Consider the following 14874-nt stretch of genomic DNA (forward strand, 5'->3'; position numbering starts at 1 on the left):
TCGATCTTGCCCAGGGTGGTGGCGTCCATGAAGCCCACGGAGTCACGGACCGCTGCGCATTCGCGCAGAACGGCGGTGTCCATGTCCTCCCCGGCCTGCGGGTAGTACCAGGGGCGCTTCCACTGCCCAACATCTTCGAACAATGCGCCCTGTGCTACGTGCCACGGGTGGATCGAGGTGACGCGGGCGGGGTCGAACAGTTCGCCGCGCTGGCGGCCTGCCAATGCTGCGAAGGCCACGGGGGTGAACGGTGCACGGTATGCCGTGGTTCCGATCTCGCCGACGCCCGGAATGTTCTCAGCTCCGCCGAACTTCAGCGCTGCGGCGATCACGCCGATTGCGTTGACGCCGGAGGTCTTGCCCTGATCGTTGGCCGTGCTGATGGAGGTGTACCGCTTGACGTGTTCCACGGACCGCATGCCTGCCCCGGTGGAGCGGAGGACGTCGGCTACGGACTGGTCGCGCTGGAAGTCCACGAAGTGGTGGTGCCATTCGCCGGGCTCACCCGTTTGGCCGGGAACCAGCCACAGCTGACGGCTCGGAGCGCTTGCCGCCGGTGCCTGAAGCTCCACCGGAGTGGTTTCGGACTCGAAGCCGGCGGCGATGGACGCTGCTGCTCCAGCCGAGATGCCCTCTGCCAGGCAGTCCTGGAGTTCAAAGCTGCCACGGCCTGCGCCCACCACCTGTTGGTTGCGGACGGGAGCGGCGGGAATGAACGCTGCGAGCTCGTCATCCCAACGCAGCTTGCCCTGGCGCTGGCTGTGGAGGTGGACCACAGGGCTCCAACCACCGGAAACTGCCAGGAGATCGGCAGCCAGCTGTTCGACGCCCGAGGTGAGTTCGCCGTCGTCGTTAATACTGCGGACGGTCACACCATTCAGGCGGCCGTTTTCATCCGCGGACGTGTCAGCCACAGCGCTGCCGATCAGGACCCGGATACCGGACTCGACGGCGGCGGCGGCCTTCGCGCTGATCTGCGGACGGGCATCGACGACGGCGGCAACCGCCACGCCTGCTGCCTGCAAGTCCGCAGCCAGGGCGTAAGCGGAATCATTGGTGGTGCTGACGACCACGCGCGAACCGGCTGCCACGGCGTAGCGGTTGAGGTAAGTGCGGGCCGCTGAGGCGAGCATGATGCCGGGGCGGTCGTTGTTCTCGAACACCAGCGGACGCTCATGGGCGCCGGGAGCCAGGACAACCTGCTTGGCACGGATGTGCCAAATACGCTGGCGGGAAACACCCGAAGCTGCCGGAACACTCAGGTGGTCCGTGCGGTTTTGGGCTGCGATGAAGTAGTTGGAGTCGTAGGAGCCAAAAGCCGTGGTGCGGTTCAGCACCGTGCATTCGCCGGCTGAAACCAGCTCGGCTTCTACGTCGGCAACCCACTCCAGCGCTGGCTTGCCTTCGATCTGCTCGGCCAGTCCTTCTGCGGTTGAGCCGGAGAGCAGGGAGCCGCCGAGTTCAGGCTGGTCGTCGATGAGGATGACACGGGCGCCGGTACGGACAGCTTCGCGGGCTGCTGCCAGGCCGGCCATGCCTCCACCGACCACCAGGACATCGGTGTGTACGTACTTCTTGTCGTACTCGGCCTTGTCCTCGTTGGGATCCAGCTTGCCAAGTCCGGAGAGGAGCTCAATGTTCATGCCATCCACCAAGGAAACTGCGGTGGCGGGAAGCATGGACTCGGCGACGTGTCCGCGGAAACGGGGAGCGATCTTGACCAGGGCGTTGGACTCTTCCACGCCGGCGGCCATGATGCCGCGGGGGCGGTCCTCGTACAGTGAGTTGCCGGCGTTGATGTGGCCGTTGGCCAGAAGCGCCGAAGCGATGGTGTCACCCGGGTGGCCGGTGAATTCCCGGCCACCCACCGTGAAGCGCCAGGAGATGCTGCGATCGATGCGTCCGCCGGTGGCGAGACGTGCGTTCTTGCTGGTCACTTCTAGACTCCTTCCGAGGAGGTGGGTGCTGTGGAGCCGGAGATCGGGACGCCGGTGGTTGGGGCGGCGGGGGCGAGGTCCGGGCGGGCCTGGCCCATCCCGTAAATGGAGTGGATCTCGTAGCTCACGGTGTCGCGGAGCATGTTGAACCACTGCCGGCAGCCGGTGCTGTGCACCCAGCGCTCGGCGAAGGTGCCCTTGGTGTTCTCCCGGTAGAACAGGTATTCAGCCCATTCGCGGTCCGTGAGGTCATTGGGGCTTTCGGGGTAGGCAACGTGTGCTTGGCCGCCGTAGTGGAATTCGGTTTCGTCGCGTGGCCCGCAGTTGGGGCATGAAATGAGGAGCATGTCTTTTCCTGTCCTGTCCTGGCTAGTGGGCTACGGCTGCGGCGCCGTGTTCGTCGATCAAGGCGCCGGTCTCGAAGCGCTCCAGGGCAAAGGGCTTGTTCAGCTTGTGAGGTGCGCCCGTGGCAATGGTGTGCGCGAAGGTCAGGCCCGCGGCCGGGGTGCCCTTGAAGCCGCCCGTTCCCCAACCACAGTTGACGAACATGTTCTCCACCGGGGACAGGCCCACGATCGGTGAGGCATCCAAGGTGGTGTCCACAATGCCGCCCCAAGTCCGGAGCACGTGGGCCCGGGCGAAGATCGGGAAGAGCTCCACGGCTGCTGCCATCTGCTCCTCAATCACGTGGAACGAGCCGCGCTGGCCGTAGCCGTTGTAAGAGTCGACGCCGGCACCCATCACCAGTTCGCCCTTGTGGGCCTGGGATACATAGACGTGGACGTGGTTGGACATGACCACAGTGGGGTGGACAGGCTCGTGGAGTTCGGACACCAGTGCCTGGAGCGGGTGGCTCTGGATCGGCAGGCGGAAGCCGGCCATTTCTGCCAGGACCGAGCTGTGGCCGGCGGCGCAGAGGCCCACCTTTTCGGTGTTGATGGTGCCGCGGGTGGTCTGGACACCGGTGACCCGGTTGCCGTCCTTGATGAAGCCGGTGACTTCGCAGTTCTGGATGATGTCCACACCGAGCTCATCGCACTTGCGGGCGAAGGCCCAGGCCACGTGGTCGTGCTTGGCAATGCCTGCACGCGGCTGGTACGTGGCGCCCATGACGGGGTAGCGGATGTTGTCGTTGATGTTCAGGATGGGGCACAGTTCCTTGACCTGCTGCGGATCCAGCCACTCAGCATCCACGCCGTTGAGCCGGTTGGCGCCCACGCGGCGAACGCTTTCACGGACATCGCCCAAGGTGTGGGCCAGGTTCATCACGCCGCGCTGGCTGAACAGGAAGTCGTACTCCAGCTCTTCCGGGAGGATCTCCCAGAGCTTGAGTGCGTGTTCGTAGATGGCGGCGCTCTCGTCCCAGAGGTAGTTGGAACGGATAATGGTGGTGTTGCGGGCCATGTTTCCACCGGCCAGCCAACCCTTTTCCAGGATGGCGATGTTGGTCATGCCGTGGTTTTTCGCCAGGAAGTACGCAGTGGCCAGGCCATGCCCGCCACCACCCACAATCACGGCGTCATAGCTTTTCTTCGGGTCCGGGTTACGCCAGAGGAAGTCCGGGTGTTCGGGGAGGTGGTCGGCACTCACTGAGCTGCTCCAATCAGTTCTGCTTCGGTTACGGCGCCATTGCCGTTGTTGTTCAGGTGGGGGTAAAGCGGGAACTTCTCCGCCAGGGCGGTTACGCGGCGGCGGAGCTCGACGGCGGTGGTCTCGTCCAGGGTCACGTCGGCTTCGCTGGTGCTTGCTTCGGTGCCTGCTTCGCTGCCGCCCTCTTTGGTGCCGCTGTTCGCTGCGGCGATCAACGCCGTCGCAATGATGTCCGAGACCTCGGTGAAGTCTTCGGCGCCGAAGCCGCGGGCGGCGAGAGCGGGAGTGCCGATGCGCAGGCCGGAGGAAACCATGGGCGGGCGGGGGTCGAAGGGGACGGCGTTGCGGTTGACCGTGATGCCGATCCGGTGAAGGGTATCTTCTGCCTGTTGGCCGTTAAGGACCGAGTGGCGGAGGTCGGCCAGCACCAGGTGGACGTCGGTTCCGCCGCTGACAACGGAGATGCCGGCTGCGGCTACGTCGTCCTGGAGGAGGCGCTGGGCCAGGATCTTGGATCCTTCCAGGACGCGGACCTGGCGTTCCTGGAATTCCGGTTCGGCTGCCATCTTGAAGGCCACGGCCTTCGCGGCGATGACGTGTTCCAGCGGACCACCCTGCTGGCCGGGGAAGACGGCGGAGTTAACCTTCTTGGCGATGTCGGCGTCGTTAGTGAGGATGACGCCGCCGCGGGGCCCGCCAAGGGTTTTGTGCGTAGTGCTGGTGACAATGTGCGCGTGCGGGACAGGCGACGGGTGCAGCCCTGCAGCAACGAGACCCGCGAAGTGGGCCATGTCCACCATGAGGTAGGCGCCCACCAGGTCCGCGATCCGGCGGAATTCGGCGAAGTCCAGCTGGCGGGAGTAGGCCGACCAGCCGGCGACGATCAGTTGGGGCTTGCTCTCAAGGGCCAGGCGCTCAACTTCAGCCATGTCTACGGTGTGGGTGTCCTCGCGGACTCCGTAAGGAACAACCTTGTACAACTTGCCGGAGAAGTTGATGCGCATGCCGTGGGTCAGGTGACCGCCATGGGCGAGGTTCAGGCCCATGATGGTGTCGCCCGGGGTGATGAGCGCATGCATGGCCGAGGCGTTGGCCTGGGCGCCGGAGTGGGGCTGGACGTTGGCGAACTCCGCGCCGAACAGGGCTTTCAAGCGGTCGATGGCGAGCTGTTCGATCACATCAACGTGTTCGCAGCCCCCGTAGTAGCGCTTGCCGGGGTAGCCCTCGGCGTACTTGTTGGTCAGCACCGAGCCCTGGGCTTCCATGACGGCCGTTGGTGCGAAGTTCTCAGAGGCGATCATTTCCAGCGTGGATTGCTGGCGGATGAGTTCCTGGGCGATCGCCTGATCGACCTCCGGGTCCGCCTGTGCAAGGGGGCGGATCAGCGGTTCAACCATGGTGTTCTCCTTCAAAGGCTTGTCTAGTGGCCGACTGTTAGGCAACTGATATATTAGAACTATTGCCATAGTATGTTGAAGGTCACATGGTCGTCAACGGGTCTGCGGTAACTCATCCAGCAGGCAGGGGTACGACGACGGGAGAGAGCAATGAGCGCCGCATTGGAAGCACTGGAATCAGTTCCGCAGGGTACGTCCCTGGCGGAGAACGCCTATCTGCTGCTGCGCGACAGGCTCATCATGCTGGACGTCAAACCCGGCGATCCCATCAACGACGGCCAAATTGCCGCCGAATTGGGCATCGGGCGCACTCCTGTCCGTGAAGCCATCAAGCGACTCGAAAGCGACCACCTTGTGGTCTCATATCCGCGGCGCGGCACGTTCGCCACCGGAGTGGACATCACCCAGTTGGCGGAAGTCTCCGAGATCCGCGAGCTACTGGAACCCCTTGCCTCCAGGAAGGCTGCCCGCATGGCCAGCCCCGCCATGCGCTCCGAGCTCCGAGCCGTCGCCGCTGCCATTCGTGATCTTGACGGCCAGGACAATTCCTCGCAGGAACTCATGCGCTACGACATCCAGGTGCACCGGCTCATCTACAAGGCCTCGGCCAACGCACACCTCGAGGACGTCCTGATCCGGTACGACAACCTCGCCACCCGCATCTGGTGTCACATGCTCGAGAAGATGCCCTCCGTCTCCGGCCACATCTCCGAACACGCCGACCTCCTCACCGCCATTGCCGACGGCGACGAAGACCGCGCCGCCGAACTCGCCCTGCACCACGTAGTCAGCTTCGAAGAAACCATCCGCAAGGTCCTCTAACCGTCTCTCACATCCCGCGTGTTTGGGGGCGACGCTCTTTCACATCCCGCGTGCTTGAGGGCGTTGCTCTTTCACATCCCGCGTTGTTGATCGCGTTGCTCTCTCACATCCCGCGTGCTTGATCGCGCCCCCCTCCCACACCCCGCGTGCTTGAGCCCAGGCCCAAACCTTTCGGGTGCCTGGGAGCGTGTTGCCGTGCGCGGGCTCGAACTATGGCATCCGCGCTGAAGTTTCCGTCCGGTTGCCGGCTTTCTTCAAGAAGTGGGATAGCGATGGGCTGAAGGGCTAGGGATGTGGGAGAGCGTCGGTACGGGAGTGATGCGTCTGATGCAACTATGTCTCCTCTGAAACAACATGCCATCAACGCCGAAATTATCGAGGGACACCACTGGGCAGGGAAAACACATTCAGGATTACCCTTGACCGCCACCACTCCCGCACATAGTCTGGTGCAACAGCGTTGCGTTGAGCGCAACCACTCTTACCTTGTTGGACACCTGACCATGAATCCTCCATGGCAGCGCACCGTTCATGGCCGCCATCTTGATCGTCATGACCGCCAGCGGCCGCCATAGTTTCCCACCCATTGAAAGGAACCACCATGACCATCACTCAGAACGAGGCCGTCAACGATGTGGCCAAGCTCGAGCGCACCAAAGTCCTCAACAACGGCGAAAAAGTCTCGCTGACCTTCTCCGACGCTGAGTTTGAACGCCGCCTCGGCGGCCTGCGCAGCATCATGGCCGAGAAGGACCTCGACGCCGTGGTCCTCACCAGCTACCACTCCATCAAGTACTACTCCGACTTCCTCTTCACCTACTTCGGCCGCTCCTACGGCATGGTGGTCACCAAGGACGACACGGTCACCATTACGGCAAACATCGACGCCGGGATGCCTTGGCGCCGCAGCTACGGCGAGAACCTGGTGTACACGGACTGGCGCCGGGACAACTACATCCACGCCATCCAGGAAGTCCTGCGCACCCGCGGGATCAACCCGCGCCGCATCGGCGTCGAAGATGACTCGCTGCCTTTGGACAACCGCAACAAGATCCAAGCCGCCTTCTCCGGAGCAACGTTGGTGGATGTGGCGCAGGCTGCGATGCGTCAGCGCATGATCAAGTCGGACGAGGAAATCGCGGTCATCAAGCACGGCGCCCGCATTGGCGACCTCGGCGGCGAGGCCATCCGCAACGCCATCACAGCCGGCATCACCGAGTACGAGGTCGCGTTGATCGGCACCGAAGCCATGGTCCACGAGATCGCACGCACATTCCCGGACTCGGAAATCCGCGATACCTGGGTATGGTTCCAGTCCGGCATCAACACTGACGGTGCACACAACTGGGCCACCACCCGGAAGATCCAGGAACACGACATCCTGTCCCTCAACTGCTTCCCCATGACCAGCGGCTACTACACCGCATTGGAACGGACCCTGTTCTACGGCGAACCGGACGCCCGTTCCCTGGAGCTGTGGAACATCAACGTGGAGGTACATAAGCGCGGCCTTGAGCTGATCAAGCCCGGTGCCGTCTGCAAGGACATCGCCGCAGAGCTCAACGAGATCTACGTCAGCCACGGGCTCCTGGCCAACCGCACCTTCGGTTACGGTCACTCGTTCGGTGTGCTGAGCCACTACTACGGACGCGAAGCAGGCCTGGAACTGCGCGAGGACATCGACACCGTTCTTGAGCCCGGCATGGTGGTGTCCATGGAACCAATGATCACGGTGCTCGACGGCCAGCCGGGTGCCGGCGGCTACCGTGAGCACGACATCCTGGTGGTGGGCGAGGGCGGTGCGGAGAACATCACCAAGTTCCCGTTCGGTCCCGAGTACAACATCATCGGAGCCTAATGACCCGGCCGGTGGACACAGCGTGGTGTCCACCGGCCGAACCCGGTGGGGCGGCCGCCGTCGGAATATCTCCAGCGAAATATAGTGAACCCATGACTCCCACTGAATCCAGCGACACTCCTGAGAACAGCAACAGCACTGGTGACAGCAAAAACACCTCCGTAATCGTCAACGCCATCGCGGTGCTGAGGAGCTTCACCGCCGACGAACCGCTCCTGGGAGTCACCGAAATCGCCGGCCGTATTGGCCTGCACAAGAGCACCGTTTCGCGCATCCTGGCGACGCTGGAACAGGAAAACCTGGTAGAGCGCGACGTCGATTCGCGCAGGTTCCGCTTGGGGCTGGGGATGATCGCCATGGCAGGCCCCCTCCTGGCGGAACTCGAAGAGCGCCGCGTGGCCTACCCCGTGCTGCGCGAACTGACAGAACGCACGGGGGAGACGAGCGCCCTCATGGTGTGGAATGGCAACGAGTCGATGTGCGTGGAACAGATCCCCAGCCGCCATCAGGTCAAACACCTTGCTCCGTTGGGTGCCCGCTACAACGAGGCCCTGAGCTCGTCGGTGCAGGTGTTCCTCGGCGCGGAGGACAAGGATCGTGTGCGGCAGCTCCTGCGCAGCGGGTCGATCACCCTTCCCGGCCTGGACGGGGATGCCATTGAGGCGTACCTGGCGAGGGTTGAGGAATCCGTGGAGCGCGGCTGGGCAGTTAACTTTGGGGAGACTTCCATTGAAGAAGTCGGAGTGGCATCACCCGTTTATGACCATCGTGGCGACATTGTGGCCTCGGTCCTGATTCCGGCTCCCAAGTTCCGGGTTTCCCAGGACACCTTGGACAGCCTCGGTGAAGCCTGTTCAGCAGCAGCAGCAAAGGTCACAACGAGGCTGGGTGGGCGCGCCCCGCGCTAAGCCGGGTACCCGCCGTCGAGCGCTTATTAGGCACAAAAAACGGCGACCGTCCCGCGAAAGGGGGTGGCCGCCGTCGTTGTTCACATGACGTACGTGAAGGTTACATGTTCCTTCGGGCCGTCCGTGGCTCGTCCATGGCATCCCTGCCCAGCCAGGCGCCAAGCCCGATCATGACAATGCCGAGGATCAGGTGCAGCCAGTTGTCGGCCGTGTTGAACGGGACAAAGTTGGCAGCTGTTCCCTGGTTGATGACCAGGCCATAGATCCAAAGAACGATGTACACGGCGCCGCCGCCCAGGAGGAACATGCGGGCCATGCGTGCGTTCCTTGCCATGGCCAAGCCGGCCACGCCAAACAGCAGGTGAACGATGTTGTGGAGTACGGACACTTGGAAGATTCCAAGCAGCATGGCGCCGGATTCATGTCCCGCAAAGGTCATGGCGCCGAAATTGGTGGTGATTCCCGGGATGAAGCCCAGGATGCCTACCAGCAGAAATACAATGCCAACGCCCATGGCGGTGTTGCGAAGCGTCAACCCCATCATGTGGTGGTGTTCGGCGGGGTGCGAAGCGGTGGTCATCAGTCCTCCCTTTTCACGCGGTTGCCGGCTCTTCTCATGGAGAGCCGCGTGCGGCAAGGGGTGTCGCAAAACCTTGCCGACGCCGCCATAATACTCCTCAAACGCCTCCGATAGCAGGGGATAGGGCCTGTTCAGCGGCGGTTAGCATGGATTTATGAGCCAAGCTCCCAACGGACGTGTGCACACGATATTCCACGACACCCGCGATCTCACGCCTTTCCGCGAGGGCTACGTCCGCACCCCGGTCCGTGGCTTGGCCGACGGCGTCAACGATGTCCTGTCCGGCGTCCTCAGCGGCCGTGACCATGCGAGGTTATCCGTGGTGGGTAACATCCCGCGGCTGAGGATGTTGTCCTCCAAAACGGCCAAGGCAATGCACGACGCCGTGTTCACGTCCACGGAACCGGATCGGCTCCTAGCTTTCGGCCGCATGAATCCGGGATGGGCGGGCTTATGCCACGTGATGGCGGGACTGCTCGCGTACAAGCACGGCGGTTTCTTGAGGGCTTCGGAGTTGCTGCAGCGCGGTTTAACAACAAGGATCGACGACGACGCCAGCCTGTTCTCGGCCACGTACCTGGGGCAGGTGGTCACCAAAGTCGAGGTGGCCGAGCGCGTGGAGGTTCCAGTCCTTTTCAGCGAGGAATCAGTGTTCCTGGCGCTGGCCCATTGCCTCCGGGAAATGGGGATGACCGAGGCCGCCTTGGAAGCGGTGGTGACTTTGCCGCCGTCGTTGCCTTCTGCGTTGGCGCGCTGCACGGCGGCGTATTCGTTGGAACGCCACCGCGACGTGGTGCTCTGGACCGAAGGCCTGTTGAATACCGACGACCTCTCGGCGGCGCTGTTGTTGATCCGCGCGCGGTCGCAGCGGGCCAGGGGCGACTTCGAGTCCGCGCAGGTGGCTTTGAAGGAGGTCCTGCGTCGTCGGAAGACCAATCTGGCGCTAAAGAACGACGCCTTGACTGACCGGGCACTCCTGGCACTGGATCAAGGACGCCGTACCCTGACTCCGCGGTCCAAGCGTCCTGCTCCGCCGGCAGAGCTGGAGACCTTGGAAGTTATCCGCAAGGACGCGGAGATGCGTCGCCTGTGGGAGAACGACTTCAGGCAGTTGGGCGGCGAATAAAACACCCTTGTGCGTTAAGCGGGACAGGCGTAGCGTCTTAATCAACCAAACGGTTGATCAACCGAAAGGTTGATTAACCGTTGGGTGATGAGAAGGGTGCAATACGGAATGGAACAAGATGCTCTCGACAGGGCCTTCATGGCCTTGGCTGATCCGGTGAGGCGGGCCATGGTGGCCCGGCTCTCCCGAGGGGACGCCACCGTCAACGAGCTCGCGGAGCCATTCGCCATCACCAAGCAGGCGGTTTCCAAACACATACAGGTCCTGGAGCATGCAGGATTGGTCACCCGCTCGCGCGACGCACAGCGCAGGCCGGTCCACTTGGATGCGGCAGCTTTGGAGCGGCTGACGGCTTGGATCGACCAGTATCGGCTGCTGGCCGAGTCCCGTTTCCGGCAGTTGGACGAGCTGCTGGGCGCTTCGCAAAATGCCGCCGCCTCCCACCCGGAACAAGAGAACCCGGAACAAGAGAACACAGCAAAGAAGAAAGAGGAACTGAGATGAGCAACCCAACAACAATCACCGCTGATAGTGGCGTCCCGTTCGTTGACACAGTCCGCGAATTCGATGCCCCGGTCAGTGCCGTCTTCAAAGCCCACGTAGACCCGGACCTCTTGGCCAAGTGGCTGGGCCCGCGTAGCACGCAGACGAAAATCACCGAGTACAACGCAACCACAGGCGGCAGCTGGCGCTATGAAAGCGGCGACGACAACGGAATGTACGGCTTCCGCGGGGTCTTCCACACGGTTGAGCCGGATGCCTTGATCATCCAGACCATCGAGTTCGAGGGCGCGTCCAACCAAGTGGTCATCAGCACCACAACCTTCGAGGAGATCGATGGGCGGACCCGGATGTCGGCGCACGAGGTCTACCCCTCGGTTGAAGCACGCGACATGGCCCTGGCGACCGGGATGGACTACGGCGTGATCGAAGGATACGAGCGCCTTGACGAGCTGCTGAGCGCGTAGCTGCCTGACGCCCTGCCGCCTAGCTGCTGAGCGCGTAGCCGCCTAGTGGCCGGCCGCCAGAATCTGAGGCAGCAGGGGGAGAAGCTGTTCCGACAGCAACACTGTCCCCAGCCCGATCATGATGATTCCGCTGACCAAGGTCACAACACGCGCGGCGCCCGGCCGGGAAGCCAGCAGCTTCCTGGAGGTCAATGCCACGGCCGTGTAGATCACGCCGGCGAGGATCACGAACGTCAGGCCCAGCAAGCCCGACTGGATCGGCACGGGCAGTGCTGCCTCGGGGCTGACAAACTGCGGCACCAGTGCAACGAAGAAAAGCAGCCCCTTTGGGTTGATGCCGCTGGTGCCCATCCCCTGAAGGAACGTACGGAGCTGGTTTCCGGACTGCACGACGCCGCCTTCCGCACTAAAGCTCGCGCCTCGCCACGAGCGGAGGGTCGCGACGCCGAGCCACAGCAGGTAGGCAGCTCCCGCTATGGTCAGCCATCCCAGGAGCCCTGGAACGCCGGCCAGGAGGGCTGCCAATCCTGCCACCATCAGCAAAGTGTGAATGACATAGCCACTGCAAAGACCTGCCACTGCGGGGACGAAGCTGCGTTGCCGCAGGCCGGCCGAAATCGAGTACGCCCAGTCGACGCCGGGCGTGCAGGCCAGGCTGACGGCGACGACCATGAAGGCCAGGAACAGCTGCGGGTTCACGTTTTCTCTCCAGGGCTAGGTGGTAGGAAAACTCTAGGGAAATCTGCGCCATAAGTGTTCCCGTTTTTAGCCCAGCCGATGGCCTTTTGGGTAAGATATTTGCGTGATTGACGGGATTGATAGAACTATTTTGCGCCACCTCAAAGAGGACGGCCGGATGACTGCCACTGCGCTTGCTTCGAAGGTGGGGTTGACGGTGGCTCCATGTCATCGGCGGCTCCGCGATCTGGAGTCGTCCGGAGTGATCCGCGGCTACAGGGCTGACATCGATCCCGCCGCGGTGGGGCTCGGCTTCGAGGCCATAGTGTTTGTCACGCTCAAGCAGGTGGAGCGCACCATCATGGCGGAGTTTGAGGAGCGGGTAACAGCCAGTCCCAACATCGTGGAGGCCCAGCGGCTGTTCGGCTCTCCCGACTACCTGCTGAAGGTCATCGCCGCGGACCTGCCTGCCTACCAGCGCTTCTACGACGACGAACTCGCGGCACTTCCTGCGGTGGAACGCCTGACATCCACGCTGGTAATGAAAAACCTGAAGACCAACATCGGCCCACCCGTCTAGGGCCTACTCCGCCAGCAGGCCCGTTGTCCGGTAAGGAATGACTTCGCGGAGGAACATGCTGGTGGACGTGCGGACGATTCCCGGGCACAGCCGGATCTCTTCGGAGACCCGGTAGAGATCGTCCGGGCTTTTGGCCACCACCCTGATGATGAGGTCGGTATCACCGGCGGGGGCATGGCATTCGAGGACTTCAGGGATCTCCCGGAGGGCGGCGATGGCCTCGTTCAAGTGGCTCTGATCGAGTTCGGCACTGACGGCGGCAGCCACGCCGCGTCCCAGGGCTGAGGGCAGGACGCGGCTGCTGTTGGGACGGAGCGCACCGGACGCCGTCATTCTCTCCAGGCGCGATTGAACTGTTCCGCGTGCAAGGTGCAGCTTTTGGGCCAGCACCATGATGGGCACGCGGGGATCTTCATCAAGGGCGGCCAGAATTCGCCGGTCCGTGGCATCGAGTTCCTGCAAAGTGACCACTTCCTGTCGAGGTTTTCGCACGAGACTGGTCAGATCGACCAACTATTATCACGTCCGTTGCACCAACTGTATGCCTCCTGCTGAAATGGTGACAACGAAGCAGGATGAGGCTACCGCCAAAACCCGCAGGCAACAGGAAGCCGGAACACCACCCGGAGCCCTGCACAGGTTTCCCGCAAGGAAGCAGCCGCTGATTGACTCTTGTTCACAGCATTGTCATTCCGCACCCGCCCGTTCATCCGGGCGCCACAGCAAGAGCCCCTGAGCTACCGGATCGTTGCGGTAGCTGAGGGGCTCTTGTGTTCTCCGGAGATGTTTGCCGCCGCCGGCACATAGGCTTGAACCATGACCTCTGCCGGCCGTTTCGCCCCGAGCCCCTCCGGCGAATTGCACATCGGCAATCTTCGAACCGCCATTCTTGCGTGGCTGTTCGCGAAGTCCAGCGGCCGTGACTTCCTGCTGAGGGTCGAGGATCTGGACCGCGCCCGTTCCGGCGCTGAGGCGGAGCAGCTCCGCGATCTGCAGGCCGTCGGCGTCAGGTGGGACGCCGCCGTCGTGCGCCAGACCGAGCGTGCGGAACTATATGACCAAGCGATTGCCCGCCTGACGGCTGAAGGCCGCACCTATGAATGCTTCTGCACGCGACGGGAGATACAGGAGGCCCCTTCCGCGCCTCATGCCCCGCAGGGCGCCTATCCGGGGACATGCCGACGGCTTTCCCACGCTGAACGCGAGATCCGGCGTGCGACGCGTCCCGCCTCCATCCGGCTGCGGACCGACGTCTCCGAGTGGGCTGTTGAGGACCAGTTGCGCGGCGATTACGTGGGTGTGGTGGACGACCTTGTGCTGCGCCGCAACGACGGCGTCACCGCCTACAACCTGGCAGTAGTGGTGGACGATGCCGCCCAGGGAATTGATCAGGTGGTGCGCGGCGACGACCTCCTCCCGTCCACCCCCAGGCAGGCCTATTTGGCAACGCTGTTGGGGCTGCCTTTGCCGGAATACGCCCATGTTCCCTTGGTGGTGAACCACGACGGCGTCAGGCTGGCAAAGCGCGACGGTGCCGTCACGCTGGCCGACCTCGCCGCCGTCGGAATTCCTGCAGAACGTGTGCGTGACCTGATCCTTGAGTCGCTTGGACTCCCGGCCGGAACCTTGGATAACGCGCTGCCGCACTTCCACCCCGGGACCCTTCCCACGGAGCCGTGGGTGTGGAAAACTCCTCGGTCCTGAACCAGCCACCGCGTAGGCTGGCTGGATGCATTCACAGCTGATCGCCCCAGGTTTCGAGCCCGTCGCCGAGCTCTTCGGTAGTTTCCTCGCCCAGGATCCTGACTATTCTGCGCAGGTGGCGGCCTACCATCGTGGCGTCAAGGTTCTGGATCTTAGCGGGGGCCCGCACATCCGGCCGGACTCCGTGACCGGCGTCTTCTCATGCTCCAAAGGCATGGCTGGCCTGGTGATGGCGTTGCTGGTTCAAGACGGCACCCTGGATCTTGACGCAGAGGTGGTCAAATATTGGCCGGAGTTTGGTGTCGAGGGCAAATCCTCCATCACCGTGGCGCAGCTTTTATCGCACCAGGCGGGGCTCCTGGGGGTGGAAGGCGGCCTGACCTTGAACGAGGTCAACAACTCCGGGCTTGCAGCGGCCAAACTCGCCGAGCTGCCGCCCTTGTGGAAACCTGGCTCGGCTTTTGGATATCACGCACTGACCATAGGCATCTTCATGGAAGAGCTCTGCCGACGCATCACCGGTTCCACGCTGCAGGATGTCTTCGAGCAACGCATCCGTGCAGTAACCGGCGCCCACTTTTACCTGGGCCTGCCCGAAGCCGAAGAAGACCGCTTCGCACCCTTCCGCTGGGCAGCGGATCCCTCCTGGCCGTGGGTGGATCCCGCCAGCCATTTTGGGCTGGCTGCCAATGCGGCCGTGGGCGACATCCTGGACTTGCCCAACAT

At 63.0% G+C, this 14874-nt stretch carries 16 protein-coding genes; 9 read left to right on the forward strand and 7 right to left on the reverse strand.

Translation table 11 applies throughout. The annotated features are described in order from the left end of the window. From HP499_RS11490 to glyA, 4 genes are all read right to left on the reverse strand, one after another. A partial coding sequence (locus HP499_RS11490) for a 2Fe-2S iron-sulfur cluster-binding protein (RefSeq protein ID WP_172324196.1) occupies positions 1-1937 on the reverse strand: 1937 nt, incomplete at its 3' end. A 2-nt stretch (positions 1938-1939) separates the two neighbouring features. Continuing rightward, on the reverse strand, positions 1940-2284 hold the full coding sequence (locus HP499_RS11495; RefSeq protein ID WP_172324197.1) for a sarcosine oxidase subunit delta: 345 nt from the start codon (positions 2282-2284) through the stop codon (positions 1940-1942). A 22-nt stretch (positions 2285-2306) separates the two neighbouring features. Next, the gene (locus HP499_RS11500; protein ID WP_172324198.1) at positions 2307-3527 is read right to left on the reverse strand and encodes a sarcosine oxidase subunit beta family protein; all 1221 of its coding nucleotides are present in this window, start codon (positions 3525-3527) and stop codon (positions 2307-2309) included. Beyond that, entirely contained in the window at positions 3524-4924 is a 1401-nt protein-coding gene (glyA, locus tag HP499_RS11505; protein WP_253951535.1) for a serine hydroxymethyltransferase, read from the reverse strand. The genes HP499_RS11500 and glyA overlap by 4 nt, the downstream gene beginning before the upstream one ends. Positions 4925-5074: 150 nt before the next feature. On the opposite strand from glyA, the gene HP499_RS11510 reads away from it, so the two are divergent. The 3 genes from HP499_RS11510 (at position 5075) to HP499_RS11520 (ending at position 8512) form a co-directional block, all read left to right on the forward strand. Next, positions 5075-5746, forward strand: a complete 672-nt coding sequence (locus HP499_RS11510) for a GntR family transcriptional regulator (RefSeq protein WP_172324199.1) — start codon at positions 5075-5077, stop codon at positions 5744-5746. Positions 5747-6347: 601 nt separating this feature from the next. Beyond that, positions 6348-7604 (forward strand): aminopeptidase P family protein, encoded by a 1257-nt coding sequence (locus HP499_RS11515; protein WP_172324200.1) that lies wholly within the window; start codon positions 6348-6350, stop codon positions 7602-7604. Positions 7605-7696: 92 nt separating this feature from the next. After that, positions 7697-8512: an IclR family transcriptional regulator gene (locus HP499_RS11520; protein WP_172324201.1), complete on the forward strand. Its 816-nt coding sequence runs from the start codon at positions 7697-7699 to the stop codon at positions 8510-8512. Between the two features lie 100 nt (positions 8513-8612). Here HP499_RS11520 and HP499_RS11525 read toward each other — a convergent pair whose 3' ends face one another. Further along, the gene (locus HP499_RS11525; protein ID WP_172324202.1) at positions 8613-9092 is read right to left on the reverse strand and encodes a DUF4383 domain-containing protein; all 480 of its coding nucleotides are present in this window, start codon (positions 9090-9092) and stop codon (positions 8613-8615) included. Positions 9093-9246: 154 nt separating this feature from the next. Here HP499_RS11525 and HP499_RS11530 point away from each other — a divergent pair, with 154 nt between their 5' ends. The 3 genes from HP499_RS11530 to HP499_RS11540 all read left to right on the forward strand — a co-directional run bounded on the left by HP499_RS11530 (position 9247) and on the right by HP499_RS11540 (position 11186). Further along, positions 9247-10218, forward strand: coding sequence for a hypothetical protein (locus HP499_RS11530; RefSeq protein WP_172324203.1), 972 nt, complete (start codon positions 9247-9249; stop codon positions 10216-10218). Positions 10219-10326: 108 nt separating this feature from the next. Next, positions 10327-10722: a helix-turn-helix transcriptional regulator gene (locus HP499_RS11535; protein WP_172324204.1), complete on the forward strand. Its 396-nt coding sequence runs from the start codon at positions 10327-10329 to the stop codon at positions 10720-10722. Then, positions 10719-11186, forward strand: a complete 468-nt coding sequence (locus HP499_RS11540) for an SRPBCC family protein (RefSeq protein ID WP_172324205.1) — start codon at positions 10719-10721, stop codon at positions 11184-11186. Before HP499_RS11535 ends, HP499_RS11540 begins: the two co-directional genes overlap by 4 nt. 42 nt (positions 11187-11228) lie before the next feature. Here HP499_RS11540 and HP499_RS11545 read toward each other — a convergent pair whose 3' ends face one another. Next, a complete protein-coding gene (locus tag HP499_RS11545) occupies positions 11229-11885 on the reverse strand; it encodes a LysE family transporter (protein ID WP_172324206.1) in 657 nt (218 codons plus the stop codon). A gap of 103 nt (positions 11886-11988) precedes the next feature. On the opposite strand from HP499_RS11545, the gene HP499_RS11550 reads away from it, so the two are divergent. After that, a complete protein-coding gene (locus HP499_RS11550; RefSeq protein ID WP_091463568.1) occupies positions 11989-12444 on the forward strand; it encodes an Lrp/AsnC family transcriptional regulator in 456 nt (151 codons plus the stop codon). 3 nt (positions 12445-12447) lie between these two features. Here the strand turns inward: HP499_RS11550 and HP499_RS11555 are convergent, their stop codons facing one another. Further along, positions 12448-12906, reverse strand: coding sequence for an Lrp/AsnC family transcriptional regulator (locus tag HP499_RS11555; protein WP_024818488.1), 459 nt, complete (start codon positions 12904-12906; stop codon positions 12448-12450). 354 nt (positions 12907-13260) lie between these two features. On the opposite strand from HP499_RS11555, the gene gluQRS reads away from it, so the two are divergent. Then, entirely contained in the window at positions 13261-14148 is an 888-nt protein-coding gene (gluQRS, locus tag HP499_RS11560) for a tRNA glutamyl-Q(34) synthetase GluQRS (RefSeq protein WP_172324207.1), read from the forward strand. A gap of 25 nt (positions 14149-14173) precedes the next feature. Beyond that, the coding region (locus HP499_RS11565) for a serine hydrolase domain-containing protein (RefSeq protein WP_172324208.1) at positions 14174-14874 on the forward strand (701 nt) is incomplete at its 3' end.

The sequence above is a fragment of the Paenarthrobacter sp. CM16 genome, from assembly GCF_013179505.1.
Taxonomy (GTDB): Bacteria; Actinomycetota; Actinomycetes; order Actinomycetales; family Micrococcaceae; genus Arthrobacter.